Source organism: Desulfosporosinus sp. Tol-M2 (assembly GCF_059735615.1).
In genome coordinates, this window is sequence record NZ_JCAIJG010000102.1 from 17,200 (window position 1) to 41,581 (window position 24,382).

26 protein-coding genes and 1 tRNA gene are annotated in these 24,382 nt (G+C 44.7%); 1 reads left to right on the forward strand and 26 read right to left on the reverse strand.

What is annotated here, in order from left to right; all coding sequences use genetic code 11:
• Positions 1-350: 350 nt before the first annotated feature.
• The 3 genes from AC6I5A_RS07085 to AC6I5A_RS07095 form a co-directional block, all read right to left on the reverse strand.
• Entirely contained in the window at positions 351-2,738 is a 2,388-nt protein-coding gene (locus tag AC6I5A_RS07085) for a DNA translocase FtsK (protein ID WP_034613635.1), read from the reverse strand.
• Positions 2,739-2,906: 168 nt separating this feature from the next.
• Positions 2,907-3,839 carry a potassium channel family protein gene (locus AC6I5A_RS07090; RefSeq protein ID WP_497900570.1) on the reverse strand — a complete coding sequence of 311 codons (933 nt, stop codon included), beginning with the start codon at positions 3,837-3,839 and terminating at the stop codon, positions 2,907-2,909.
• Positions 3,840-3,998: 159 nt separating this feature from the next.
• A complete protein-coding gene (locus AC6I5A_RS07095; RefSeq protein WP_034613517.1) occupies positions 3,999-4,823 on the reverse strand; it encodes a PHP domain-containing protein in 825 nt (274 codons plus the stop codon).
• Between the two features lie 163 nt (positions 4,824-4,986).
• Here AC6I5A_RS07095 and AC6I5A_RS07100 point away from each other — a divergent pair.
• A tRNA-Trp gene (locus AC6I5A_RS07100) sits at positions 4,987-5,060 on the forward strand.
• A 307-nt stretch (positions 5,061-5,367) separates the two neighbouring features.
• On the opposite strand, the gene AC6I5A_RS07105 is transcribed toward AC6I5A_RS07100, so the two are convergent.
• The 23 genes from AC6I5A_RS07105 to AC6I5A_RS07215 form a co-directional block, all read right to left on the reverse strand.
• The gene (locus tag AC6I5A_RS07105) at positions 5,368-5,757 is read right to left on the reverse strand and encodes a nucleotide pyrophosphohydrolase (RefSeq protein WP_497900571.1); all 390 of its coding nucleotides are present in this window, start codon (positions 5,755-5,757) and stop codon (positions 5,368-5,370) included.
• 100 nt (positions 5,758-5,857) lie between these two features.
• The gene (locus tag AC6I5A_RS07110; protein ID WP_034613520.1) at positions 5,858-6,037 is read right to left on the reverse strand and encodes a hypothetical protein; all 180 of its coding nucleotides are present in this window, start codon (positions 6,035-6,037) and stop codon (positions 5,858-5,860) included.
• 72 nt (positions 6,038-6,109) lie between these two features.
• A complete protein-coding gene (locus AC6I5A_RS07115; protein ID WP_034613522.1) occupies positions 6,110-6,316 on the reverse strand; it encodes a hypothetical protein in 207 nt (68 codons plus the stop codon).
• Between the two features lie 75 nt (positions 6,317-6,391).
• Positions 6,392-7,639, reverse strand: a complete 1,248-nt coding sequence (locus AC6I5A_RS07120; RefSeq protein ID WP_034613525.1) for an MBL fold metallo-hydrolase — start codon at positions 7,637-7,639, stop codon at positions 6,392-6,394.
• An 11-nt stretch (positions 7,640-7,650) separates the two neighbouring features.
• Complete coding sequence (locus AC6I5A_RS07125; protein ID WP_034613527.1) at positions 7,651-7,851, reverse strand: DUF3006 domain-containing protein; 201 nt, start codon at positions 7,849-7,851, stop codon at positions 7,651-7,653.
• 14 nt (positions 7,852-7,865) lie between these two features.
• Complete coding sequence (locus AC6I5A_RS07130) at positions 7,866-9,026, reverse strand: aminotransferase class V-fold PLP-dependent enzyme (RefSeq protein WP_052167947.1); 1,161 nt, start codon at positions 9,024-9,026, stop codon at positions 7,866-7,868.
• 232 nt (positions 9,027-9,258) lie between these two features.
• The gene (locus tag AC6I5A_RS07135) at positions 9,259-9,921 is read right to left on the reverse strand and encodes an acetate--CoA ligase family protein (RefSeq protein WP_034613530.1); all 663 of its coding nucleotides are present in this window, start codon (positions 9,919-9,921) and stop codon (positions 9,259-9,261) included.
• Between the two features lie 3 nt (positions 9,922-9,924).
• On the reverse strand, positions 9,925-11,313 hold the full coding sequence (locus AC6I5A_RS07140) for an acetate--CoA ligase family protein (protein WP_034613532.1): 1,389 nt from the start codon (positions 11,311-11,313) through the stop codon (positions 9,925-9,927).
• Positions 11,314-11,315: 2 nt separating this feature from the next.
• On the reverse strand, positions 11,316-11,594 hold the full coding sequence (locus tag AC6I5A_RS07145) for a MoaD/ThiS family protein (RefSeq protein WP_052167948.1): 279 nt from the start codon (positions 11,592-11,594) through the stop codon (positions 11,316-11,318).
• A gap of 259 nt (positions 11,595-11,853) precedes the next feature.
• The gene (locus AC6I5A_RS07150; RefSeq protein WP_034613535.1) at positions 11,854-12,240 is read right to left on the reverse strand and encodes a hypothetical protein; all 387 of its coding nucleotides are present in this window, start codon (positions 12,238-12,240) and stop codon (positions 11,854-11,856) included.
• A gap of 460 nt (positions 12,241-12,700) precedes the next feature.
• A complete protein-coding gene (locus AC6I5A_RS07155) occupies positions 12,701-13,234 on the reverse strand; it encodes a hypothetical protein (RefSeq protein ID WP_034613540.1) in 534 nt (177 codons plus the stop codon).
• A gap of 499 nt (positions 13,235-13,733) precedes the next feature.
• On the reverse strand, positions 13,734-14,969 hold the full coding sequence (locus AC6I5A_RS07160) for a CaiB/BaiF CoA transferase family protein (protein ID WP_034613541.1): 1,236 nt from the start codon (positions 14,967-14,969) through the stop codon (positions 13,734-13,736).
• Positions 14,959-16,197: a CaiB/BaiF CoA transferase family protein gene (locus tag AC6I5A_RS07165; protein WP_034613543.1), complete on the reverse strand. Its 1,239-nt coding sequence runs from the start codon at positions 16,195-16,197 to the stop codon at positions 14,959-14,961. Before AC6I5A_RS07165 ends, AC6I5A_RS07160 begins: the two co-directional genes overlap by 11 nt.
• 34 nt (positions 16,198-16,231) lie before the next feature.
• Positions 16,232-16,984 carry an SDR family NAD(P)-dependent oxidoreductase gene (locus AC6I5A_RS07170; RefSeq protein ID WP_034613547.1) on the reverse strand — a complete coding sequence of 251 codons (753 nt, stop codon included), beginning with the start codon at positions 16,982-16,984 and terminating at the stop codon, positions 16,232-16,234.
• Between the two features lie 37 nt (positions 16,985-17,021).
• The gene (locus AC6I5A_RS07175; RefSeq protein WP_497900572.1) at positions 17,022-17,609 is read right to left on the reverse strand and encodes an SDR family NAD(P)-dependent oxidoreductase; all 588 of its coding nucleotides are present in this window, start codon (positions 17,607-17,609) and stop codon (positions 17,022-17,024) included.
• A gap of 98 nt (positions 17,610-17,707) precedes the next feature.
• Positions 17,708-18,862 (reverse strand): thiolase C-terminal domain-containing protein, encoded by a 1,155-nt coding sequence (locus AC6I5A_RS07180; RefSeq protein WP_052167950.1) that lies wholly within the window; start codon positions 18,860-18,862, stop codon positions 17,708-17,710.
• Between the two features lie 21 nt (positions 18,863-18,883).
• Positions 18,884-19,288: a Zn-ribbon domain-containing OB-fold protein gene (locus tag AC6I5A_RS07185; protein ID WP_034613552.1), complete on the reverse strand. Its 405-nt coding sequence runs from the start codon at positions 19,286-19,288 to the stop codon at positions 18,884-18,886.
• Positions 19,289-19,532: 244 nt separating this feature from the next.
• Positions 19,533-19,745, reverse strand: coding sequence for a hypothetical protein (locus tag AC6I5A_RS07190; protein WP_034613555.1), 213 nt, complete (start codon positions 19,743-19,745; stop codon positions 19,533-19,535).
• A gap of 64 nt (positions 19,746-19,809) precedes the next feature.
• Positions 19,810-20,829, reverse strand: a complete 1,020-nt coding sequence (locus tag AC6I5A_RS07195) for a glycyl-radical enzyme activating protein (protein ID WP_497900573.1) — start codon at positions 20,827-20,829, stop codon at positions 19,810-19,812.
• A gap of 61 nt (positions 20,830-20,890) precedes the next feature.
• Positions 20,891-21,274 (reverse strand): pyridoxamine 5'-phosphate oxidase family protein, encoded by a 384-nt coding sequence (locus AC6I5A_RS07200; protein ID WP_034613558.1) that lies wholly within the window; start codon positions 21,272-21,274, stop codon positions 20,891-20,893.
• Positions 21,275-21,302: 28 nt separating this feature from the next.
• Entirely contained in the window at positions 21,303-23,012 is a 1,710-nt protein-coding gene (locus AC6I5A_RS07205; protein ID WP_497900579.1) for a vWA domain-containing protein, read from the reverse strand.
• A gap of 65 nt (positions 23,013-23,077) precedes the next feature.
• Positions 23,078-23,935, reverse strand: coding sequence for an AAA family ATPase (locus AC6I5A_RS07210; protein ID WP_034613563.1), 858 nt, complete (start codon positions 23,933-23,935; stop codon positions 23,078-23,080).
• A gap of 205 nt (positions 23,936-24,140) precedes the next feature.
• Positions 24,141-24,371 (reverse strand): benzylsuccinate synthase beta subunit family protein, encoded by a 231-nt coding sequence (locus tag AC6I5A_RS07215; protein WP_034613567.1) that lies wholly within the window; start codon positions 24,369-24,371, stop codon positions 24,141-24,143.
• Positions 24,372-24,382: the final 11 nt, after the last annotated feature.

The window sequence follows — 24,382 nt, forward strand, 5'->3', positions numbered from 1 at the left end:
TCAAATCGAGGCACGAAACACGATGTTCGAGGCGCGAAGGTTATTGCGAGTCAAGAAGCACGATATTCGAGACGCAAAGGTCATTACGAGGCGCGAAGGACTGAATGTAAAAAAGCCCTAGCCTTATCGAGGTGCGAGGTTCGAGATTCGAGGTTCGAAAGGTAGAATATTAAATAAGAAAACACTCTAACCAATGGTTAGAGTGTTTTTGGGGCCCAAAGACAATGTTCGAAGGTTACTCACGAGGCTCGAAGTTCGAGGCGCGAGGTTCGAAAGTAACCTCATGCTTCGTACCTCGCACCTCGAGCTTCGCACCTTTCGCCTCGCACCTCGCGCTTCTCACCTCGCACTTATCCGAATCGTTCATTAAATTCTTCGATAGTTAAAAGTACCTGACGCGGCTTACTTCCTTCATAAGATCCGACTACACCTTGTTCCTGGAGCATATCCATTAACCGTGCTGCTCTGGTATATCCTAATTTCAACTTGCGTTGCAAAAAGGATACAGAAGCAATACCTGTCTTGATAAAAAGCTGTCCTGCGTCAATGAATAAAATATCATCCGGTCCGTTGCTTTCTTCATTTTTATCCGTTGTTTCTACGAAAAGGTGCTCGGGATCGAGATATTCCGGCCTACCTAATTGTTTCCAGTGTGCAATTACCCGTTGTACCTCGTCATCCGTGACCAAACAGCCTTGGACACGCAGCGCTTTATTCACACCCAGAGGAGAATAAAGCATGTCCCCTCGTCCAAGTAGTTTCTCCGCACCCGTTGCATCGAGAATGGTGCGGGAATCAATCTGAGACGAAACGGCAAAGGAAATTCGGCTGGGTATATTGGCCTTGATTACCCCGGTGATGACATCTACTGATGGGCGTTGGGTCGCAATCACCAAATGAATCCCCGCTGCCCGAGCCATTTGAGCTAAACGACAGATAGCTTCTTCGACTTCCCCAGCTGCAACCATCATCAGATCGGCCAACTCATCAATAATCACGACAATGAAGGGCAAGGCCGGTTTACAATTTGTCGTTTCCCCAGCTTTTCTTTTATTATAGCGTTCGATATCCCGAACCCCCGCAGCTGCAAAGAGCTCATACCGGTTTTCCATTTCTTGGACAATCCATTTTAAAGCACCGGCTGCTTTCTTCGGATCGACCACAACTGGAGCTAAAAGATGGGGAATGCCGTTATACTGACTGAGCTCCACCATTTTTGGATCCACAAGCAAAAACTTTACTTCTTCTGGGGTTGCATTGTAGAGTATGGAATTAATGATTGATGTAATACAGACACTCTTCCCTGAGCCTGTAGCTCCTGCTACAAGGAGGTGAGGCATTTTTATCAAATCACCTATGATAGGTTGATCTGCAATATCTTTCCCAAAGGCTACTTTTAGTATTGAAGAGTATTTTTCATAAGTTTTTGTTTCAAGGACTTCTCTAAACGGGACCGGGTGCGCTTCTTTATTCGGAACTTCAATCCCAATAGCCGCTTTTCCAGGGATCGGAGCTTCAATACGCACATCCCGAGCTGCCAGTCCTAATGCAATATCATCCGCTAAATTGACGATCTTACTAATTTTAACGCCTGGCGCCGGGGCTAACTCATAACGAGTAATCACTGGACCTCTTGTTGCTCGGATGACCTTAGCTTTAACTCCAAAATCGAGAAGCACTTTCTCCAGCTGTATTGAGGTTTCCGTATCCTGTAAAAATACACGTTTTAGGACTGGATCCAGTAAATCTAATTCAGGAAGCTTCCAATGATCTGTCTCTTCTACGGTACTCAAAACCTGAGCCTCTTCCACTCCCTCCAATTGATCTTGCATTTTATCAACTAATTGAATCACTTGCTCTGCAGAATTTGGTTTCAATTCTAAGACAGCCGCTACCTGAGCTTCATACTCTAACATTCCCGGGGATGTACTCGCGGTCTTTGAAACAGAATACTCAACGACTTGAGCAATTTTCTCCGCCTCATCGATCGTTATACTATCTTCCCTCAAATTTCCTGCAAAATCAAGTGTTTCCGCCTCAAGGGGATTTCCATCTGCTTTATATTGAGCTAAGAATTCTTCTTGATCCGCTCGGGACTTAAACACCGAAGAAAACAGCGCTGGTTTCTCTGAAGGTGTTTTAGGGATCTCTCTTGGTATATTACCTTGCCCAGGGATCTCTTTTATATATCTTTCTTCTTCGTCTACTTCCTCAATATATTCTTCAAGCCCTTTTAGAGTTGTCATTTTAACAAGCTTCCTGTGGTAAAACGCCTCCCCTAACCCAAAATAAGAAGGAAAATCTCTCCCCATTTCTTTCATCTCTTCTGCCTTTTGGACATCGGATTCCTTAATTTCCACCATATCAGGCGAAGAAAAATATTGATCAAATCCCTGCAAACTAACAAGTTTCCCCGCAGGAAGAGGGATACCCATAGAGAAAATGTTCTGTTGAGACTTTGATTTTTGCAATTGATTAGGAATCTGATTATCGGGCAATATTTTTTGGCGATTTCCCATCAAATTCGGAGAATAAATCCAGAGCAAGACAGCTGCTGATAAACATAAGAAGGGTCCAGCCCATGCCAGACTGCCCATAACCACAGTAAACACGCTATAAACCAGTTTTCCGATAGAAAGTCCTAAAGAACCCAATAGCCCTGCAAAAGCGAACAACATTAATAATACGCTTACTAATTTCAGCCAATAAGAACTTGCTTCTTTTTCCCTTTTCGACACACCTTCCACCTCCACACTTCCTATACATTATGGTAGTTGAGCTAGGAAAATGTCAATGCGTCCCACCCGGCTTCCTCTTTTTAATACCACCGTTATAATATAAATCGTGTTAAATGTTTGCCGCTATATCTTCTAAACGATGCAATTGATCTCTCAAGCCTAAAACAATTAAAAGATCACCCTGAAAATTTCTTCTTCAGCCCCTGGATTACTGATAACCTCTTTATTCCGTAAGATTGCAAGAACCATGGCGCCTGTTTGCTGTTTTATCCCGCTGGTTGACAATGTCTTCCCAACTAGGCAAGAGCCATGGTCAATCCTCAATTCCACCATTTCCATCTCAATATTATGATCATGAATCACGGTCTCGATGTAATCCACACTAATAGGTTTTAAGATAGACATTGCCATTCGCCAACCTCCTAAAATGGCTGGAGAAATCACTTTGTCCGCTCCGGCGCGTACTAATTTTTTTTCAGACTCTAATTGATCCATCCGAGCAACAACATGAATAGCTGGGTTTATCCCCTTGGCTGATAATGTTACATAGACATTTAAAGAGTCCTCCGGTAAGGCGGTGAAAAGTCCTCTAGCCTTATCAATACCAGCCTTTTTAAGGATTTCATCATGTGTCGCATCACTTTGGATCACTAAAAATCCTTCTTCGACTAACTGAATTGCAAGATCTTCTTGCAGTTCAATAGCTACACATAAGGCTCCTTCTTTGCGAAGGCGGTAAAGAACTTGCCTGCCCACACGTCCTGCTCCGCAGACAATGATATGATCTTGAAGTTGCCCGATCTTTTTGTTCATTTTACTTCTCCCATACACCCCAGCCAACTGACCTTCAACCAGAAAGGTCATCATCAGTCCCGCAAAATAGAGCATTACACCTACTCCAACAAGCATTAGGAGAATAACAAAAACATGCCCGGAAGTTGAATGTACTTCAATATCTCCATAGCCCACCGTCGTTACCGTTTGGACAGTTAAATAAATGGCTCGAGCCAAACTGAGGTGTTCCGTAAGTATTAATCCAACTGTACCAACAAATAGTGTTACAAGTAAGGCTAAAAATGCAAGCCTGATCCGCTTTTCCAAGAATTCTATCCTCTCTTTCAGGTTGCACGTCAAACCAGGAACAATATATGATTAATGAAAAGCCCCATGAATTGCCCTTATCTTTAATTCCTTAATTTCATCTTTTTATCGGATACTATCATTATGGCTTTAGATTCATCCAAGCCTTGGATTGTCGTGTCAAATAGTTAGATAGGACAGTAATTTCTGCACTCCTTCAAGCGGGACATCCATCTGACCCAGCTTAATCCGCCCAAAAGAGCCATGATAGTCACTGCCACCAGTTGCCAAGATTGCCAATCTCTCGGCGATTCCCGCATAGTACGGGATTAGTGTTTCTTGGTGTTCCCAATAACCGTAATACACTTCAAGCCCAATTCGCCGATAAGCCAAAAGCTCGAATATTAATTTTGGATTGTGCAATAGTCCTGGATGGGCTATTACTGGAAGTCCCCCACAAGCAAAAATAAGATCGACTGCATCTTCAAACGTATGCAGCAGATACGGTAAATAAGCGACTCCCCCTGGCCGGAAATATTCTGCAATTTCACGCCAGTCCTGAATACGTCCACACTCCCGATGATATATAGCCCTCATGATATGTCCCTTACTAATTGCTCCCTCTGCTCTAACTTCACGCTCAACATCCTGCCATTCCAACGCAAAACCGCTGTTTTTCAGGCGTTCAACCATATCATAGGCCAAAGCGGTTCGTTGTTGACGTATTTCTCTCAAACGAGCCTGTAAGACAGGATGATTGACATCCTTGAAATACCCCAAGAGATGAACCTCTTTGCCCTGATGATTGGTTAGTAATTCCACACCAGGAATAATTTTAATGTTAAAACGTTCTGCCAGACTTTGAGCTTTGGCGATTCCTTCAGTACTCTCATGATCAGTAATACCCAAGATATGAACATTATTAGCATGGGCGAGGTCAACGACCTCTTCAACCGATAATAAACCGTCTGACTCTTGAGTATGGACGTGCAGATCGACCTTCAAGCACACCCCTCCCTTCGATTTTCCTTTATTATGCCTATTCTTTCTTTTCATTAAAAATCCTGCATGCTTGTTCTTTTGCAATCAATTATTCTAGAACTCTTGATATTTAGGATTGACACTTTTTCATTTTTGCGATATAATTCGCCTCGTCGTTAAAAATTCTAGGGGATTAGTTTAATGGTAGAACAGCGGTCTCCAAAACCGTCGATGCGGGTTCAACTCCTGCATCCCCTGCCAAACAAAAAAATAGACACCGCATGGGTTTGCGGTGTTTTTGTTTTATGCATGTTGAATTTGAAATTAGCTATACTATTTTTAGGATAACTAGAAGTTCATTTTCTTTAGACACTTGACTGGACCTTAACATATTCCAACCAACTCACATATCGGCACCCCGAGCCCCGCAGCTAATCGTGCAAGCAAACATATTTGAGGGTATTTCCGGCCAACCTTAATGCATAGCCAAAAAGTTTGGGGACAAAATGGGGACAGTGGGGACAAGCTTTACCCAATTAAAACTGCTTCTAATCGTGCTTTGACTTATTCATCTGCTGGGAAAGCTATTTAATGTCACCATCTTAGAACTATACTTATGAATAACTTTAGAATTCGTTATACTTTTTTTGCTAGTTCCGAACGCTTTATCGATGGGATACTTTTCTCCATTCTTTTTTATCTTGTCAATAATTGCTTGTTCGGGATTAATATCTAATTCATTTGAAAGTAATAAAGCGTAAATTAGCACATCTGCCAATTCGTCTTCAATTCGTTGGAAATTAACTTTTATGCTATCCTCACTAGTTTTCCATTGGAAGTTTTCTAGTAACTCACTAGCCTCTAAGGTTAAGGATATTGCTAGATCCTTAGGATTGTGGAACTGCTTCCAATTTCGAGAATCCCTAAACTCAACAATTTTCTGAATCAACTGCTTCATTAACTGTCACCCCCATAGGATCATTTCCCCAAATAATTACAATTATTTAAACAGTGCTCTCAGCTTTTCTTGATCCTCTTTCGTTGCCCAATTACTAATTTCATGGCTTTCTATACACATTTAGACCGATTTTTATATTCTCTTTCTCAGGTATAGACACATTTCCTTCAGTCGAACTAATAATAATACTTTTTCCGGAAGATGATTTGCCAAATTCCTTTGAAATATCGACCGTTATTGTTAATATATTGCCGTCCAATTTCATTTCACAATTCTTCATTGCAATTCCTCCTTATTCTACTCCTTCATAACCAATAATCATGGCTCTGTCAAAACCAATACGCTTTTTAACTCAGCCATATAATCGTGAATTGGGAATATCGTTTAAGTCAGTGCCTTTAGGAGTGTTCGATGGCTTTTTAGGCTTTTTAGGTTTTTTGGCCTTATAGTACTGATTGAGTTGATACTTTAGTTCGCGACCACCCCTTGCTGGTCTGGCAACTGCAAGCTTTCGCAGTGGGAGAATGCGACTAATTGATTCTATTTCTCGTTCATCCATGCATTTCACCTCATGATATTTCGCACAACTTCAATCAACACTCCAAGGCTCACGGCTATTTGTGCATATCCCCTTTCATTTTCGGGATACCACCTGCCCCTGGGCATCATAAAGTGCGCCAGGATCGCCGTCATTATTCCATATATTCGACTGCGTCCATACCAGAGTACCTGCACTTGCCACCGCTTTCGAGCCACTCACAACTTTCAAGGTTCCTCCCGAGGGGATAGTTGTGCTGCCAGGAAAACTATACGTTTGATTTCCCTGTTCGCTGATTAGTTTCCACCCCGTCAAATTCACTTCCGAACTGCTATTATTCAGTAAAGTCGCTACTTCCCCAGCCAAATCAATACTGGAGATAGAAACGGAACCAGACGAAGTAGAAGGCTGCGTAGCTGGGACTTCTGTACTTGGAGTCGAAGCAGGCATTGACTTATCAAAAGTTACTGATTCTCTGTCACAGGTGGCCACAATAGTACCATCCTGGTCCGCCCTAAACACCGGAACCCCGTCCCCAGAAAGCCTGGATAAGGTAGATGCTGCAGGGTGACCATAGTCATTGCCTGTTCCTACGGAAATAATCGCATATTTTGGTGACACTGCCTTGAGAAAAGCACTGCTGGTCGACGTTGAACTGCCGTGATGACCAACTTTAAGTACATCTGCTTTTACGTTCTGCCCACTCTTGAGCATCTCGCTCTCTGAAAATTCCCCAGCATCGCCCGTGAATAAAAATGCTATTTTCCCAAATTTTAATCTTAGGACTGCACTATAGTTATTTAGGTCTTCGTACCCGCTCTCATTTGGGGCCAGGAATTGTCCAGTTAATCCAGGGACATCAAGGCTAACACCCGCTTTAGCCTGGATTCGTTTGGCCCCACTCGCGTTGACGGCAGAGATGAAGTCTTCAAATGTTTTTGTTGTAGTCCAGGCGTTCGGCATATACACTGCTTTGACGGAAAAACTCTTTATCACTGTATCCAGTCCACCAATATGATCCTCATGGGGGTGGGTGGCTATTACTGCGGTTAGTTCTTTTACCTGTTGAGACTTCAGATAGTTTACCACGTTAGACCCGTCTGGATTATTACCTCCATCGATAAGTACCGCCGTACCATCCGAAGTTTTGATCAGAATGCTATCTGCCTGACCGACATTGATATAATGCACTTGCAGGGTTCCGTTTACCTGGGTGGATGTGAGATTTGACTGGGTGGGCGAAGGTGTGGTCTTAGTTGTTGAGGTGTTTGCGCAACCAGCGGCTAATAAGGTTATACACACTAATAAGACGACCCAGAACAATTTGGCTTTCTGTAAGCTCAAAATGATACCTCCTACCTGTCAAAGAAGCCCTTCATCATTTCCTCGCCTTTTTGCCGACGCTCTTTTGTAATCGTTCGGTCAACTGAAATACTCATAAGAATAACATCGCCCTCTTTAACGTCCGGAATTAACAATGATCGCGGGAGATTAAAGGTAGTCCCCTCGTATTCAATGACTGCCCAATCTCCCTCAAAGCGGTCCACAATAAGCATAGAAAAAATCACCCCTACCTTGTTGACTTTAAACGACTGATTTTCTTCAGGTCCCCGATGACCTTAGCTAAGGTATCCACGACACGACTGATTTCTTCCATTGTATTATAACGGCCCAACGTAAAACGAAGGTGTGCTCTTTCGTGATCACCGCCTATAGCCATGATCACATGACTGGCTTCCATTGACCGGTTAAAGCAGACAGAACCAGTACTTACAACAATTCCGTGCATATTCAGGTGCAGGGTAAGCGATTCTCCTTCGATAAAATGAAAGGTAATGTTGGCATTTTGAGGCGTCCTCTTTTCCGGGTGTCCATTTAAAGTAACATGTGGGATCTTTTCCAATACCAAGTTGATGATCTGATCACGCATAACTTTCAGCCGGTTATTTTCTTCATTCGTAACTAACTCCACAGCTCTGGCAAAACCTACCGCTCCCGGAATATTTTCGATTCCTGCCCTGAGATTAAATTCCTGATAACCGCCATCCATAATTTTTACTATCGGAGTGCCTTTGCGTACAAAAAGCCCGCCAATACCCTTAGGCCCATGAATTGTATGAGCAGAGACGGTGATTAAATCAACATGGATTCTCTTAACATCAAGGGGGACCCTGGTAAATGTATGAGTAGCGTCTGTGTGGAAAAGAACATTCCTGGCTTTGCACAGAATGCCTATCTTAGCGATATCCTGGATTGTGCCTATTTCCTGATTTCCGTGCTGAATCGAAACCAAAATCGTGTTAGGGCGCATTAAGGCTTTCATCTGATCAATCTTCACGAAGCCATATTCATCAACATCGAGATAATCCACATCAAAGCCCTGTTTCTCTAAAGCTTGAGCACTTTGCAAAACCGGATAATCTTCAATTTTCGAAACGATTATATGGTTGCCTTTTCTAAGGCTTAACGTCTTAGCTACGCCTTTCAAGGCCAAATTACTTGATTCCGTATTTCCTGAAGTGAAAATAAATTCCTCCGGTTCCGCCCCTAAAGAGGCGGCGATCTTGGCCCTTGCTGATGCCAAAGTTACTCGTGCTTTAAGACTTGCTAAATAACCTGATTCCGAGTTAGCAACGCCATAGTTATCAAAATAGCAAGGCTTCATCGCTTCAAAGACTTCTCCGTCTAATTTTGTTGCAGCCGCGTTATCCAGATAAATCATTTGTTCCATATTTTTCACCTCTTAAAAATATGTTAGCCTGATCAATAATGTTAGCCTGATCAATAATGTTAGCCTGATCAATAATGTTATCGTGGATTATTCTGACAACATTATATCATTCGTGTGAACTTTTCTATATTCATATTGGTTTTGGCAAGAATGTTACTTTCCTATTCTTGGAACAACAAAAAAGCCCCTCCAACAAGGAGCTGGCTTTTACAATCGGCGGTTGGCGCCGCTTTTATATTATGCTGCTGTTTTCTACCGTTACTCGCACATCAATTAAGACCAAACCGTTGGGTCCGACAATAACTGGGTTAAGATCAATTTCCTGTATTTCCGCGTGCTCGTTAATCAGATTACCCAAGTTAACCAAGAGGCCTGCTAGTTCTGGGCGATTGACTGCCGGCCATCCTCTGTACCCATCCAAAAGTCGGCGGCGCGGCCAGCGTTCCAGCATAGCCAATGCGGCCTGAACGTCTAAGGGCGCCATCGCAAACACAACTTCATTTAAGACTTCGACTAATGTACCTCCTAAGCCAAACATTAAGACAGGCCCAAAGGTTTGGTCCCGGCGGGCCCCCAATACTAATTCGATTCCCTGTGGAGCCGTAGGCTGTAAAACAATCTCGTTTTGACCCGGCCACCCTTTCATTAGAGCAGCTAACTCCGCATAAGCTTCGCTAAGTTCTTCCGCATTGTTTATACCCAAGCGGACAAGCCCGTGTTCCTTTTTATGAGCAATAAAGGCGGAATATCCTTTCAAGACATGAGGGAAAGCATATTTTTTGGTTAATTTGGTCAAATCAGCTTTGACAATTGTCTCACCGTTCATAGCAACACCATATAATTCCAGCAGTGCCTGAGCCTCAGACCAACTTAATAACCTCGTATTATCTGTCACTGTTCATCCCCTCCCACAATAGAATTTGAGAGCCCCAAATCCTTTAGCAGCGGCCGCTATCGAGTGGTATAATGGAATTCCCGCTTCATGCAGACGGAGACGTTCCTTGGCCACAACTTGGCTTTCACCAATATAACAAACAACTAATGGCTTCCGGCATGCTGCTTGAAACTTAATCAATTCCGATGTTGGAAAAGACCAGTTCCGATGCTGGCAGTAAATAGCCAACAAAGCATCCACTTTAGGATCTGCAGCTAAAGCTGCCGCGCATTGTCCATAAACAGAAGCCTCAAAGCCTGAAGCTGCTAAATCAAGGGGATTGCGCAGAATTATCGGCGGATTATTTGACCCGATCGCCTCCTCAACCCTGCGTAGTGTAGCCGCTGATAATTCTGGTATCTTGCACCCGCCCATTTCCAAAATATCGGTCACAACAATCGCCGGACCTCCGGTAATGGTAATCAGGCCAACTCCATTTATTGCCTTAACTGAGTACCCCCCTGCCCCCTGTCCAACTACGGATAGGGCCTTGAGCATATCGACCAATTCCTCTATACTGTCGACGGTCAGCAAACGGTGTTGCGCAAAAATGTCCTGGTAGAGGCGGTTGGATCCTGTCAGAGCACCGGTATGGGTACGCGCCGCCTGTGCGGCAGCCTCGCCCCGCCCAGCTTTGAAGATAACCACCGGTTTACGACCGGCAACAGCCGCCGCTGCTTCGATAAATTCCCGTCCCTTATCCGTCCCCTCGATAAAAATACCGATAACTTTAGTTGCCGGATCTTCCGCGAAATAATTCAAATAGTCGGCATATTCTAAAACTCCCCGGTTGCCCACCCCACACCATTTGCCCACTCCAACCCCTTCATCCTGCATAGTAGTCAGCAGGGATAAACCAACTCCGCCACTTTGGCTAAGCACGGACACCGAACCCTTGTTTATGGACATCGGCCAAAAGGTAGCATAAAGGGAAGCCGCTGTATTTATTAAACCTAAGGTGTTGGGGCCAACCAAGGCAATCCCTGCCTCCTCCGCCACGGCGATTATCCGTTTTTCTAAGAGCTGACCTTCCGGTCCCATCTCTTTAAAACCACCGGCCGAGCAAATTACGCTTTTGACTCCCAGGCGGGCACATAATTCGACCAGTTCAACCGTCACATATTGATTGACCGCCAGAACTACCAGCTCCGGCACAACGGGCAGCTCAGTTAACCCGGGATAACAAGGCAAGCCCATGATTTGCTCGTATTTACCGTTAATCGGATACACCTGGCCCTGAAAGCCCCCCTCAACAAGACTTTGCATCAGGTTATAGCCAATCCTCCAAACATCAGGACTGGCGCCGACAACAGCTACGCTGTGTGGATTAAATAACACATCAATATTTTTCACTATTAACCACCTGCTGCCGCTGGAATAATATTCAGTTCATCTCCATCTTGTAAGGCAGTCTGCATACCCTGCAAATATGTTATGTTTTCACCGTTCAGAAAAATAAAGAAAATATCTGATACGTTACCATCCAAATCACACAGGATATCTTTGAGCCCCGTAAACCTTGCGTCTAAGTCCTGTACACATTCGGCAATACTCGACGCCGCACATTCGACCACTTTGTTATCACCCGTCAGGTGGGCGATTGAAGCTGGCAGTCGCACGGTGATCTTGTTCACTTTTCATCTCTCCTTTTTCCAACTCATTCCCGGCACAAAATATTTACAATGGTATCCATAGACCTTTAGCGATCACAATCTCAATTTACCAATTCCATCCGTAACATGAGGGCTATTGGATGACTCCCGTGAAAATAGCATCATCCTCTTCAAAGGTTTGGGCAAAGTAAAGGCGTGCGTCCTCTCTCACCCGCTCTGCATCAGCACCCGTTAGCCCTTTTGCAGTAATCCAGCGCTCAAGTAGACGACCACCGGGGAGTCAGGCATCCAAGGTATTTTTTTCATATTGCCAGGCTTTGGTTTTTACGCCTTCTTGTGCGAGTATTTCCCAAACGTCCTCCCGTTCCCGCTCATCACAGTAAATGCACATCACGCATTCTCTTAAAAGCATTTCCTCAAAATCCTTCTGGACCTCTCGGTTAAACTTGATGCAAGGAATTTGCTCCCGTTCAACATAAGGATCAAGCCTATCAGCGAGTTCCTCTAATTCTTTCCTTGTCCCCAAGAGAAACCATTTACCCCAATGCTGCAAATATTCTCGATTGGTTAATGGTTTATTTTGGTATTTAATATAATCCGATCCTCCGTATACATATTTCCTGGAAAATAAAAATATATAATGGGAGCCTGGTTGATCAACAATCACGGTTTATACCTCCCGCCGTTTCAATATCGCCAATTGTTAGACGGAGGATCAATTTTAATACGTAAAACTGAACCTCCAGGGCATATTTTTCATAAACTTTTTCTATTTGAGGAGGTGACGTGGTTCCTGGACAAATAATAGCAGAATCCCTATGATTAGACTTTAAACTGATTGAATTGTTCTTTCAGTTCGGCCGTGAGGGAATTCATGGATACTGACATAACCGAGCAAAATCTGGAATAAAAACCATGTGAGCATTGGCGCTAAAAAACTGCCATAAATTCCAAAATAAATAGAGCTATTATAATTCTTCAAAGTTTCTCCTCCTAAATCAGTACAGTTTTATTGTTCTGTTATATGGCCTATTTACTTTTGAAGCTACTTAATGAATCATCTTTATTCCGGTTGCATGCAGCGGATAGATATCCTCTTCTTCACTAACCCGCCCGCAAACCGAAGGCTATTGGATGACTCCCGTGAAAATAGCGTCATCATCTTCAAAGGTTTGGGCAAAGTAAAGGCGCGCGTCCTCTCTCACCCGCTCAGCATCAGCACCCGTTAGCCCTTTTGCAGTAATCCAGCGCTCAAGTAGACGACCACCGGGGAGCCAGGCCTCCAAGGTATTTTTTTCAAATTGCCATGCTTTGCTTGTTACGCCTTCTTGTTCGAGGATTTTCCAAATGTCCTCCCGCTCCCTTTCATCACAGTAAATGCACATCACGCATTCTCTGAGAAGCATTTGCTCGAACTCCTTCTGTACCGCCCGATCAAACTTAATGCAAGGAATCTGCTCCCGCTCAACATAAGGATCAAGCTTTTTCGCGAGTTCCTCTAATTTTTCCCTTGTCCCTAAGACTAACCATTTACCCCAATGCTGCAAATATTCTTTGTTGGTTAATAGTCTTTTTTTGTATTTTATATAGTTCAAACCGCCGTACACATATTGCTTGGAAAATACAAATATATAATGGGATTCTGGCTGATCAACTATCATGGTGTTCCCTCCAATTGCTTTATTTCATCGTATGTGATGATAACCAAAGTACTAGAGACGACACAAAGCTCACAATAATCTAAGATGTTTATTTCAAGCCTTTTGACATGCAGTTCACAGTTGTCGTATGAATTATTGTTTACAATTTTGTTGTGAGAACTTATACCTGTTGGTAATTTCGTGATAAAATGCATTTGGATTTTCCAGATATAAGTGTGCAATTGAACACGTCAACTAATCCACGTAAACTAATCATAAAATAATTATATTATGATTTCATTCTATTATGTAACAACCAGTTTTGTGTTTGAAACACATTGAAAAAAAATATTAAACCGGGACCATATTTTTAAGTTTCCCCTCCCTTTTACAGGAGGGGAAATTTCTATACCCTTATACTGTTTCAATTGGGATTTATTCAATCCCATCATCGATGCTCAAACGCAAGATGGCATAAACGAATAGTTAGAAGCAACTTTACAGTCCTCGTCGCGATCCCTTACTTGAAAACACCATCCTTCTGCAAATCCTCGAATGTAGCCTCATCCATATTGAGTAAATCCTGCATGACCTGTTTGGTGTGTTCACCAAGTATTGGGGCCGCTTGATTCAGCACAGCAGGCGTTTTGGACATATGAACCGGAGAATTGTTGTAAACATGATAACCCATTACAGAATGGTCGAGGTAAACAAAATGTTTACGGTAATTAAGTTGGGGATCATTCAAAACTTCCCGGGCATCTTTAACCAGGCCTGCTCTCACTTTGGCCTTTACCAATCGTTTCAATAGCTCATCACCATCAAAATTAACCGTCCAACTCTCAATGAGTTCGTTCAACTCAGCCTGGTTGGCCATCCGCTCAGCATTCGCGGCAAACTTGGCCTGTTCAGCCCATTCAGGCATGCCCATCGCAGCTTTCAAGGCTTGCCATTCATCCTCACTTTGCACGGATATGGCAATCCAACGGTTATTACCAAAAAGATTTTTACCTAAAACCTGATAGATGCCGTGGGGTGCAAAATCAAAATGCTGGTTGCCCATGCGGTTTTCCACCCGTCCGTTCATCATGTAGTCCATCACCGAAGTGGGCAGTACACACAGGGGAGCTTCTATTTGACATAACTCAATGTACTGACCTTCCCCGGTTTTCCTCTTATGCCGCAGAGCGGCAAAGATAGCGAAAGCAGTTTGCATGGGGTTGGCTACATGATCGGGATAGTTGGTTCCCATGCCGAATGGTCCTTTATCCGGGAACCCGGCGAGATGAAGAATTCCAATTATCGAGTTGACTTGAATGCCAAAGCCCCGATAATGGACATGGGGTCCGTCCGTTCCCATCAGGGGCATGCAGGCGTAGATAATATCAGGTTTGATCTTTCGAACATCCTCATACCCCAGTCCCCATCCGTCCATCGTAAACGCCATAAAATTCTCACAAATTATATCACTCTTTTTGATTAATTCTGAAACAATCTCCATAGCACGGGGATTTTTCATGTCCAAAGCTATGCCCTTTTTATTGGGATTCCGGTTACTAAAATAGCCGCTTCTTTCCGAACCAGCTATGCCGTCCTTATAAGGTGGCAAGAGCCTCAAGGTATCCAGTTTTTTTGCTGATTCGACTTTAATAACCTCAGCCCCATATTCCACTAGAAGTGCTGTGGTGATCGGACCCGCCCCTACCCAGGTGAAGTCCAGAACTCTGATACCGCTAAGTGGAAGCTTATGCGCCAAAGCAGACACCCCCTTGCTTAAATTCCTCGATCTGTTGCGTATTATACCCAATCTCCTGGAGGATTTCCGCCGTATGTTGTCCTAATTTAGGGGGCTCAGCACCAAGTTTCCAAGGTGTTTGCGACATCCTGAAAGGAGCCCCGGGCATAAACACTTGCCCGCCAAGACTCTCGCTGAAATAATCAACTATGAACTTCCTGTACTGGACATGGGAATCTTCACAAATGTCTTTCGCGTTGTTCACGGGAGCAATACATACTCGCTGATCCTGACCATTCTCAAAGAGATAGGCCTTACTATGCTTCATTGTAAAGGGAACAAATATTTCAATAAAACGTTGCTTAGCCTCAGCTGTCTTCCGAAATTGCGGTGTTTTCCATTCATCACGGGCTAAGATATCCGCCCCTTCCACTTTGTGTTCAATAAGCCAATCGACTAAAGAGTTCCAAAGATTAACATTATTACCCATCCCAGCACAAAGGTAAATATCACCGTCCTGGCAGGGATAATATCCGAACCCGGCTTCTTGTGACCCAATCGCGCGCCGGATAACCCCTTCCAGGTCATAGAACTGGATGGAATTTTCGAGAGAGCCGGCAACACATTCCTGAAGAGATATATCCAGATACTGCCCCTGGCCGCTTTCTTCGGCTTCAAGCAAGGCCATCATGCTCCCCGCCGCCGCATGCAGMGACCCCATCATGTACGACTGATTGTCCGGAGCACGGACCGGTAAATCGACACCCTCAGCAGCCAGGTAGAGCAACCCCCCCATGGCTAAAGCTGTAATATCCGACCAGGGATAATCCCGGTACGGACCATCCTGCCCATAACCGGTCACGGATGTATAGACGAGTCGGGGATTAAGCGCACTCAGTTGATCATAATCCAGGTTCAACTTCTTCAAATACCCTGGCGGAAAGCTTTCCAGAAGCAAATCCGCAGTCTTTACCAAATTAAGAAAAACTTCTCTTCCCTGCTCTTTTTCAATATCGAGCACAATACTCTTCTTATTTGTATTTTGATAGATGAATTGCAGACTCCCTTCCTTATCCGGAACATCCTTATAAAAAGGAGCGGCTTTTCTGACCGGATTGCCTTCAATTGGCTCAATCTGAATAACTTCCGCGCCGAGGCTGGCAAATAATTTTCCGCAATAACCCAAACCCATTCCACCTGCAAATTCCAGGACTCGAAGACCACTCAAAGCGCCTTGACTATTGCTCATTCTCCATCCCTTACCTTCGTACAGTTTTACCTAATTAGCCAATATTAGCAAAAAGGCTCTTTCCTCCGCACACATACATGGTTTGTCCGGTTATATAGCCGGCCTCGTCACTGGCAAAAAACATTACGGCCCGGGCAATATCACGCGGCGCTCCGATCTTTCCAGTGGGCTGAGCTTGATTTAATCGTTCCTTGGTTGCTTCAGGCAAAGCTTGCCACATGGCAGTCTCGATAATGCCCGGCGGGATGCAGTTCACAGTGATCCCCTTTTTGCCCATTTCCAGGGCCAATGTGCGGGTTAAACCCACTACTCCGGCCTTGGCCGCCGAGTAATTGGCTTGCCCGGGTCCTCCCAACCAGGCCCGAGACGATATGTTCACGATTCGCCCGTAGTTCTGTTCTCTCATAAACTTAATCGCTGCCTGACAACAGAGGAAGACACCTTTGAGGTCAACTGCCAAGACACTGTCCCAGTCTGCTTCCGACATTTTCAATATGCCCTTGTCCTTGGAAATTCCAGCATTATTGACCAAGATATCAATCCGGCCAAAGGTATCTACGACTTTCTGGAACATCGCTTCCACTTGATCTTTTTTGGTAATATCCGCGGCGATGCCAATGGCTTCCCCGCCGGCTTCCTTGATGCCCTTAACCACTTCATCAACCTGTTCCTGGTTAATGTCGTTGATAACAATTTTAACGCCATGTTGGGCCATTATCTCGGCAGTGCCCCTGCCCATCCCGCTGGCAGATCCGGTCACCAAGGCTACTCTTCCCTTAATCTGCATGATTCGCATACCTCCTTGAATTTTTCCTATTCTTCCACTATACCGACAAGGAACTTAGCACACTCTTCCCTCCGCAGATAAAGATCGTCTGTCCCGTAACATAGTCAGCATCATCATCAGCGAAGAACAGCACTCCATAACCAATATCCTCAGGCTTGCCAATTGTACCCGTTGGCTGAGATTTTACAAGGTTCTCTTTAATGTTCTCCGGCAAAGCATCATACAATGGCGTCCGGATCAAGCCCGGAGCTATACAGTTAACTGTGATCTGGGACTTCGCTAGTTCCAAAGCCATTGATCTGCTGAAACTCACCAGTCCGCCTTTCGAGGACGCATAATTGGCTTGCGTTGGCCAGCCAAGATAAGCTCGGGAGGCAATATTCACGATACGTCCAAATTTCTGTTCCTTCATATAAGGAACTACCGCCTGGGTCAACAGGAACGGTCCTTTTAAATTAACATTTAGCACAATGTCCCAATCTTCTTCCGTGAGCTTCAGCAAGCCCTTGTCCCGAGATATGCCTGCGTTATTAACCAGAATGTCGATCCTGCCAAAGCGTTCCACAACTTGTTTCGCCATGGCTTGAGCCTGATCTTTCTTCGAAATATCAGCTACCACTCCCATGACTTCAATATGCCAAGAAGACGACCTGCCGAGCTTCGATCGTAATAATTTCTGCCCCTATTTGTCGTCCTCTCAGCTTACTCCAATTCCCTATTAACTTATCTGCTTAAGATATGAACCGTACACACAGCGTTATCCAAACCGTAGATTCCACCGCCGGTGACATGGGTCATTGCTGTTTTAGCATTCGGCACCTGCATAGCTCCGGCTTGTCCGCGTAATTGCCAAGTCATTTCGGCGATCTGCGCCGCTCCGCTGCATCCCGTCGGGTGTCCACACGACATTAAGCCACCGCGCGGGCTAAACACGACTTTACCACCGTAATCGTTTTGGCCGCTGCGGATAAACTCGACAGCTTCGCCGTGCCCACAGAAACCCATGGCTTCCGTATATAAATGCTCATTAATCGCGAAGGCGTCATGGCACTCAACCATATCGATATCTTCCGGTCCAATGCCGGCTCTCTCATAAGCTTCTTTAGAGCCCCGGACTGTGATTTCCATCGAAGTCATATCTCTGAATCCATTGGTGAAAATCCCCGAAGTTACTTCGCTCACCAATATTTTGATCAGTGGTTTGCCCAACTGCATAGCTTTCTCTTTTGTAGTAAAGATCACGGCCGCCCCGGCGTCCGCATTAGGGCAACTCATCAACAAGGTCAGTGGATCAGATATTAATCGCGCGCTAACAACTTGCTCTACCGTAATTGGATCATGGAATTGCGAACGCGGGTTATTCATGGCATGCCGCCTGTTTTTGACAGCAGTCAGAGCGAGGTCCTCCGGTGTGGCGCCAAATTCGTGCATATAACGTTTCGCTCTCATAGCATAGATCCCCGGCATAGTTATCCCTTGAACCCCTTCCGGGTCATTGGCGTCAGGCGAAAAAGCCGTACCGGCTGTTCTGGACCAAGAAATATTCTGAATGCCTGCAGCCAGTGAAATATCCGTAACTCCGTTGGCCACGTCTCTGATTGCCAGGCTTGACGCTAAAGCGCCGCTGGAACAGGCGCTCTCCACGTTCATCATCGGTACCCCGCCCATACCCAGCGTACAAGCTACCCGTTGTCCAAAACAGATACTGCCTGAGAGTCCTGGCATTTCCCCTACAAAGATGCTCTGGATCGCTTTGGCCTCAAGGCCGGCGTCTTTCAGTGCATCTACTATTGCCAAACGCCCGAGATCTGCCCCGGGGACCGGTGATTTTCGATAATAAGTTGTACATCCTACTCCAACAATATAAACGTCTCTCATTCTTATTTACCCTCCTTTGCTTTATTCCGCTGGCCTAAATACGTAGCTTATCGTTTGTTTGCCGGTTTTATCTTCCCTGATTACAGCAGAGTCGACCTGTAGAGACATTCCAATCCTAATATTCTCCGGCGGGACATCAATCTGCGCCCCTACCCTGAGCCCATTGGCGAAATCCACATAGCCTATCGCCAAAGGAGCTTTGAGTCCCGGCTGCGGAATATACATGACCGTATAAGAATACAGTGTGCCTACCCGATCCATGGGTGAGTCCTCAAAGGTTTCGTTCAAACAACTCGGGCAGATCGGCAACTTTGGAAACCATAATTGTCCGCATTTGGTGCATTTCGCCTCGGTTAAATACGGCTTGCCATCTTCTGGAATTTTAAAGAAATTAGGGTGAAAAATAACTTGCTCTTGATCAGCCATTCTAAATACCTCCAAATCCAATATATTTTACATTACAACAAATTTTATACTTTTTACAAATACGCATTAGAAATTATCCTTCTTCTTTCTGTGCCCCACCACCCTTTATGGCAACAAATTCTCGCTCCTATTCTTCCTTCCATGTCTCACCACCTTTCATAGCTGCGATACATTCTTCGGCATAAGATTCATTTTCCACCACCAGCCGAAGCGATTTATTTCGCGGATCATGCCGAAAAACTCACTATAACTCGAAAAAGTCAAACTCCTCTTGATCATCCGGCCTCTTAATATTATTTTTTTCTTCCCAAACCTCTTCTATTAAGGGATTACAAGGTGATACTTCCTGGCACTCGGGACATTGCCGCAAATGAGTCCCCGTCGAACAGTACCCCCTGCATCTCACCCGGGTAAACTCCGTCATGCACGCTTCATAACCGCATTTTGTGCACTTCATGTTAAACCCTCCTGCGTGAATACCATAACATCCGTAATATCCCCTCTTACGACGATCCTATACTTTATTTGCCGGAAGCGGACCCCATAGTATTGACGCCGATTAAGCCTCCCACAGTAAGACTTACCCCGGGAATAAAGCCAACCTCTGTCAGCATGTCCACCAAGGGTTTAATTGGCTTAAAAGTCATACTATGCACATTGCGATATTCATAGTCATCTCTTCCTAATAACTGATACTTCTTCTCGCCGTAACTATGGAAGGTTAGAATATCCGCGCTTTCTATTTTATCGCGTATCTGATCAAGGTAGTTTACCATAGCCTCATAGTCGCCAAAGCTATCGTTAAAACCTGGAATAATCGGCAGCCGCACTCTGACCGACGCTTTTGTTTCCAGCAAATTCTCCAAATTTTTTAAAATAACATCCAAATCGCCGTGAATATGTTTTTTATATTTCAGGGCATCCATGGTTTTGAGATCAATCAAGAAAAGATCAACATGTTCTACCAGCTGTTCCAAATCCGTCCACCGGCAGAAAGCTGCGGTTTCAATCGCTAAATGGGCCATTTCGTTTTTAATTCTTTTAGCTAATTCAAGCGTGAACTGCGGAAATAAAAGCGGTTCCCCGCCGCTGATCGTAACCCCCCCGCCGGAGTTCATAAAAAAAAGACGGTCAGCCATCGCTTCCTTGACAATTTCATCCATGGTTAAACTCTGCCCGGTTATTTCTCTTGCTCCCGCCAGGCAAACCTTGACGCACTTACCGCACCCTATACATTTCGAGCGATCAAATCTCAGAAAGGAATCTGTTCCCTCTCCTTCAATATAAGTTGCCCCGGTGGGACATACTTCTGCACACTTGGCGCACCCAATACACTTTTCCACGTTATAGTTAATCTCCGGCAACGTTTTTTGTGTTTCAGGATTATGACACCAGGGGCACCTCAAGGGACAACCTTTCACAAAAACTGTTGTTCTGATCCCAGGTCCATCCTGCAGAGAATAACGCTGAATATTCGTTATCAGGGGTATCTTTATTTTGTTACTGGTATCACAAGTATCGTCGCCAGGAACTGTACCCAAATTTTCTCCCCCCAATCCCTTCCCTTATGTCACTTATGTTTACCGCAGTCAGTCAGCGATGTTACGCCAGCTTAGTTCCCCGTAAATCCATAATCTCGTTTATTTTAACTTGAACAACCGCTACAGGTTTCGGTTTCCCCATTCCGGCAAAAAAGTCCGCAAACTTGTCAAACAACGGCCCGCTATTAAGCAGCTCGCCCTTTCCCGAAAAACGGTATCCCGTCGTTGTGTTGAGATTGGCCACAACCATCATGACCTGTGGATTTCCCAGAATATTCTGGTATGTTTTCCCCCCATATAATTCGCCAAAAGCCAGGGTCTCTTCATCTATAACCATTGTCGATCCTTTGACAGCAAGATTAGGCCGACCTTCCTGGTCAGCAGTCACCACCAAGCAGCGTTCTTGCTTAAGGAATTCTCTCATTTYCGGAGTTATCTTAGCCATGACCCGTATCCTCCTSTCAATAACTCTYCTACATATAAGCGACGTGAGACAGCAATTTTACCAGTTTCCTCGGTAATTCCTGCAGAGTATCGACAAATTCAACCTGCTCGCCATACTCCTTCTTGAGCGCTGTTTTGTTGTCCTTAGCACAGCCAAAACCTACAGTCATTAATTTAATTTTCTTTTTCTTGCAAAAATCAGTGGCATATTTGACCTCACTACCCCAATTAGAAGCCCCGTCTGTAAGGTGAATAATAAAAGGAACCTTCATTCTTCGCTTGAGCAGCAGGGCAGTGGCAATGATCGCTTCACCCGAAGCGGTTCTTCCCTGTGGCATTACCGTATAGATCTCATCTTTTTTGAGGGTAAGATCCGTTAAATAACAGGTATTCCTGGTCTCATTATAGGCAAATACCCGGGTATTTTTACTGAAACCCTTGACAACCTGAAAAAAGGCACTGAAAATTTGTTGGATTGTTTTCCATTTCAGGCCACCCATTGAACCGGAAGCATCCACCAGCAGAATAAGATCATTCTCCATTTCGTATTTGCTTTTTTTATAGCAAAAAACTTCACCGGTCGTCATCGCCCGGTAGAGGCGTCGAGCATCAATCCTGCCGCTTTTCATCCCCCGGCTGTAGATGTTCCTTTTTTTGCAGTGGGTCTGCAACGCGATACGCAATTTTTGAACCAGATCTCTGTTCACCGGTTCCTGCAGAGGAATGACAACCTCCCCGATTTCAATGGGAACCAGTTCATCATCATTTTTGGCAATCAAACGAACTTCTTCCGTTAAGTTCCTATTCGACTGCATAAGGGCTTCGATTTCATTGGCAACCACCGCCAAAATGGGTTTCAAAGCTTCCCCGAGCTCACCGTCGTCAAGAATATCTCCCACATCCAAGGCCTTGGGCATATAGGTGGTATCCCCTAAATCAGTTATCCAGAAGTTGGTCGCATTCAAATATTCTTCCCAAATTCTTAGATAGAGACCGACCCGATACTCACACCGGTCAACAATACTCTGGATTTTGGGACATTCTTCCTTTAATTCCCCAACAATTGAGTTTAAGAGACGAAGTGGTTCCTGATAATATTTTTCGAGGTTATACCCGTAATTTCCAAACACATACATCGTATCTTTAAATTCCTGCTGATAGAGACAGCCACTCAGATCAGCCGCCATCAGCCACCAAATATGGAGCAATTCATCAACTGTTGGGGGCTGAATGAAATTACCCCTAGCCTCCTTAATCTTAACCTGACGGTATTTTTCGGCGTACAAACCCAATACCGAGCGGTTGGCAACCAAATCCAGGTAGATCTGTTCCGCCATCTCCACAAACTTTTTCAGTCTATAGGTTTTATCGGCGGACATTTTGGTTAATTTTCGACCAACCAGGTTAATTGCCCGCTCACTCCACTCGATTTGCTTGTACGCTTCCCGAACCACCACTCCGATGGCATAATCTGTTTTGACACCGGGAATGGGATAACTGCCCACAACCAAAGAGGGGTTCAGGCTAATTTCACTGGATTCATTAAATGACTTCATCCCAGCCCAAATAATACTCCCGACATTGGGCCCAAGAAACCCGGCAATCTTCCGGATTGCCAGCAACAAATTGGCCAGTTCCCTAGCTTCAACGGGTGATTTATTACGGCGCCAGAATTCAGAAATCCCTTCCCCGCCAGGAATATAAAATCTGTTAATCACTTCCCGGTTTTCACTCTTCACATTCAACCTGCTGCCCCCCGTCTGAAAAAACTTGTGGTTACAAACTTTAGAGCCGCACACGCGTATTAATCATGGGGTTCGACAAACCGGACATATTCGTTGGCATTCTGAACTTCCGCAATCCCTCTTTCCAAGTGAAGGGTTAAAAGTATCGATTCCAGGTGTTCCCTGTTAATTTGTAAACTATATATAATCGCTTCCCGGACGGTGGCTCCAATGGCTACCATTTCGGCAATCATTAAGCTCGTTCTGGTGGAGACATCAATCGGCGAATCGGAATGGTCACGCAGTCTATTCACAATCCTGACTATTTCCTGGGCAGTTTCTTTGCTGATACCCGTTTTTTGTGCCAAAACCTCAACTTCGACGTCCGACGGGATATAATCCATCAAGACGGTATAAAATCTATCTCTTAATGCCGGATCCAGGGTTTCCGTACCGATATATTCTTCTCCTTCATTCATCGTCGCAAAAAAGACTACTCCATCGGCGACATTGAGCAAGCCCAGTTCATCCATCCAAACCTGCCTGTCTTCCGCCAACAGCGAGAAAAGCATATTAAGCGCTTTGGGGTGCTCCGGACGGTTGATTTCCTCCAAATGCACAACACAGTTCGGGGTCTGGATTGCATCCGGGAACAGATAGGAGCGATATTTTGTCTCCCCATTTTCTAAAACATGCTCGCCGTAAAGCTGACCCGGTTCGGACAAGATTCCTATTTGAAAAGTTGCTAACGGACGGTTAAACACTGCGGCATATTGCCGGACAATCGAAGATTTACCGCAACCCTGCCTGCCACTGATTAATACATTGACAGGATGTTTTTTTGAGATTTCTTCCACTCTCCGAAGCACTCTCAGGGTATCGCTTTCTACATAAAAGAACGGATCTTTCTCCGGAATGATAATTTTTTTCTCTACCATCTGTTTACCCTCCGTTCGTACTCGTTCTCATACTCATTTGGTTTAACTTCCCACCAGCCATTATAGCACATTATAGCAGAAGAGCGCTATTTTGTCATGTTCATCGAAACATATTCTGCCGATCTCCCACACCTGCCACGTGGCTTAATCCTGGTTTAATTCTAAAAACATGCACCTTGTTTTCACAAGGTGCATGTAAACTCATTTAAACATGATCCCTGAAGTCGAGTTCCCCTTCTTCAAATTTGTCACAAGTCGTATTGAAATAATCATGGACCATTCTTTTCCATATTCCGCCCTGTTTTGTTTTGCTGCCGATGCACTGACCCTTTGAAGGGTCAGTGGGATCCTCGATCCCCCATTTGCAGATCCGGCAAGGTCTCGTGGTTCCCTTTTCCAGCCTGATATCGTAAGCTCTCGTCTTTATTTCAGTCATGCCCAAAGCAA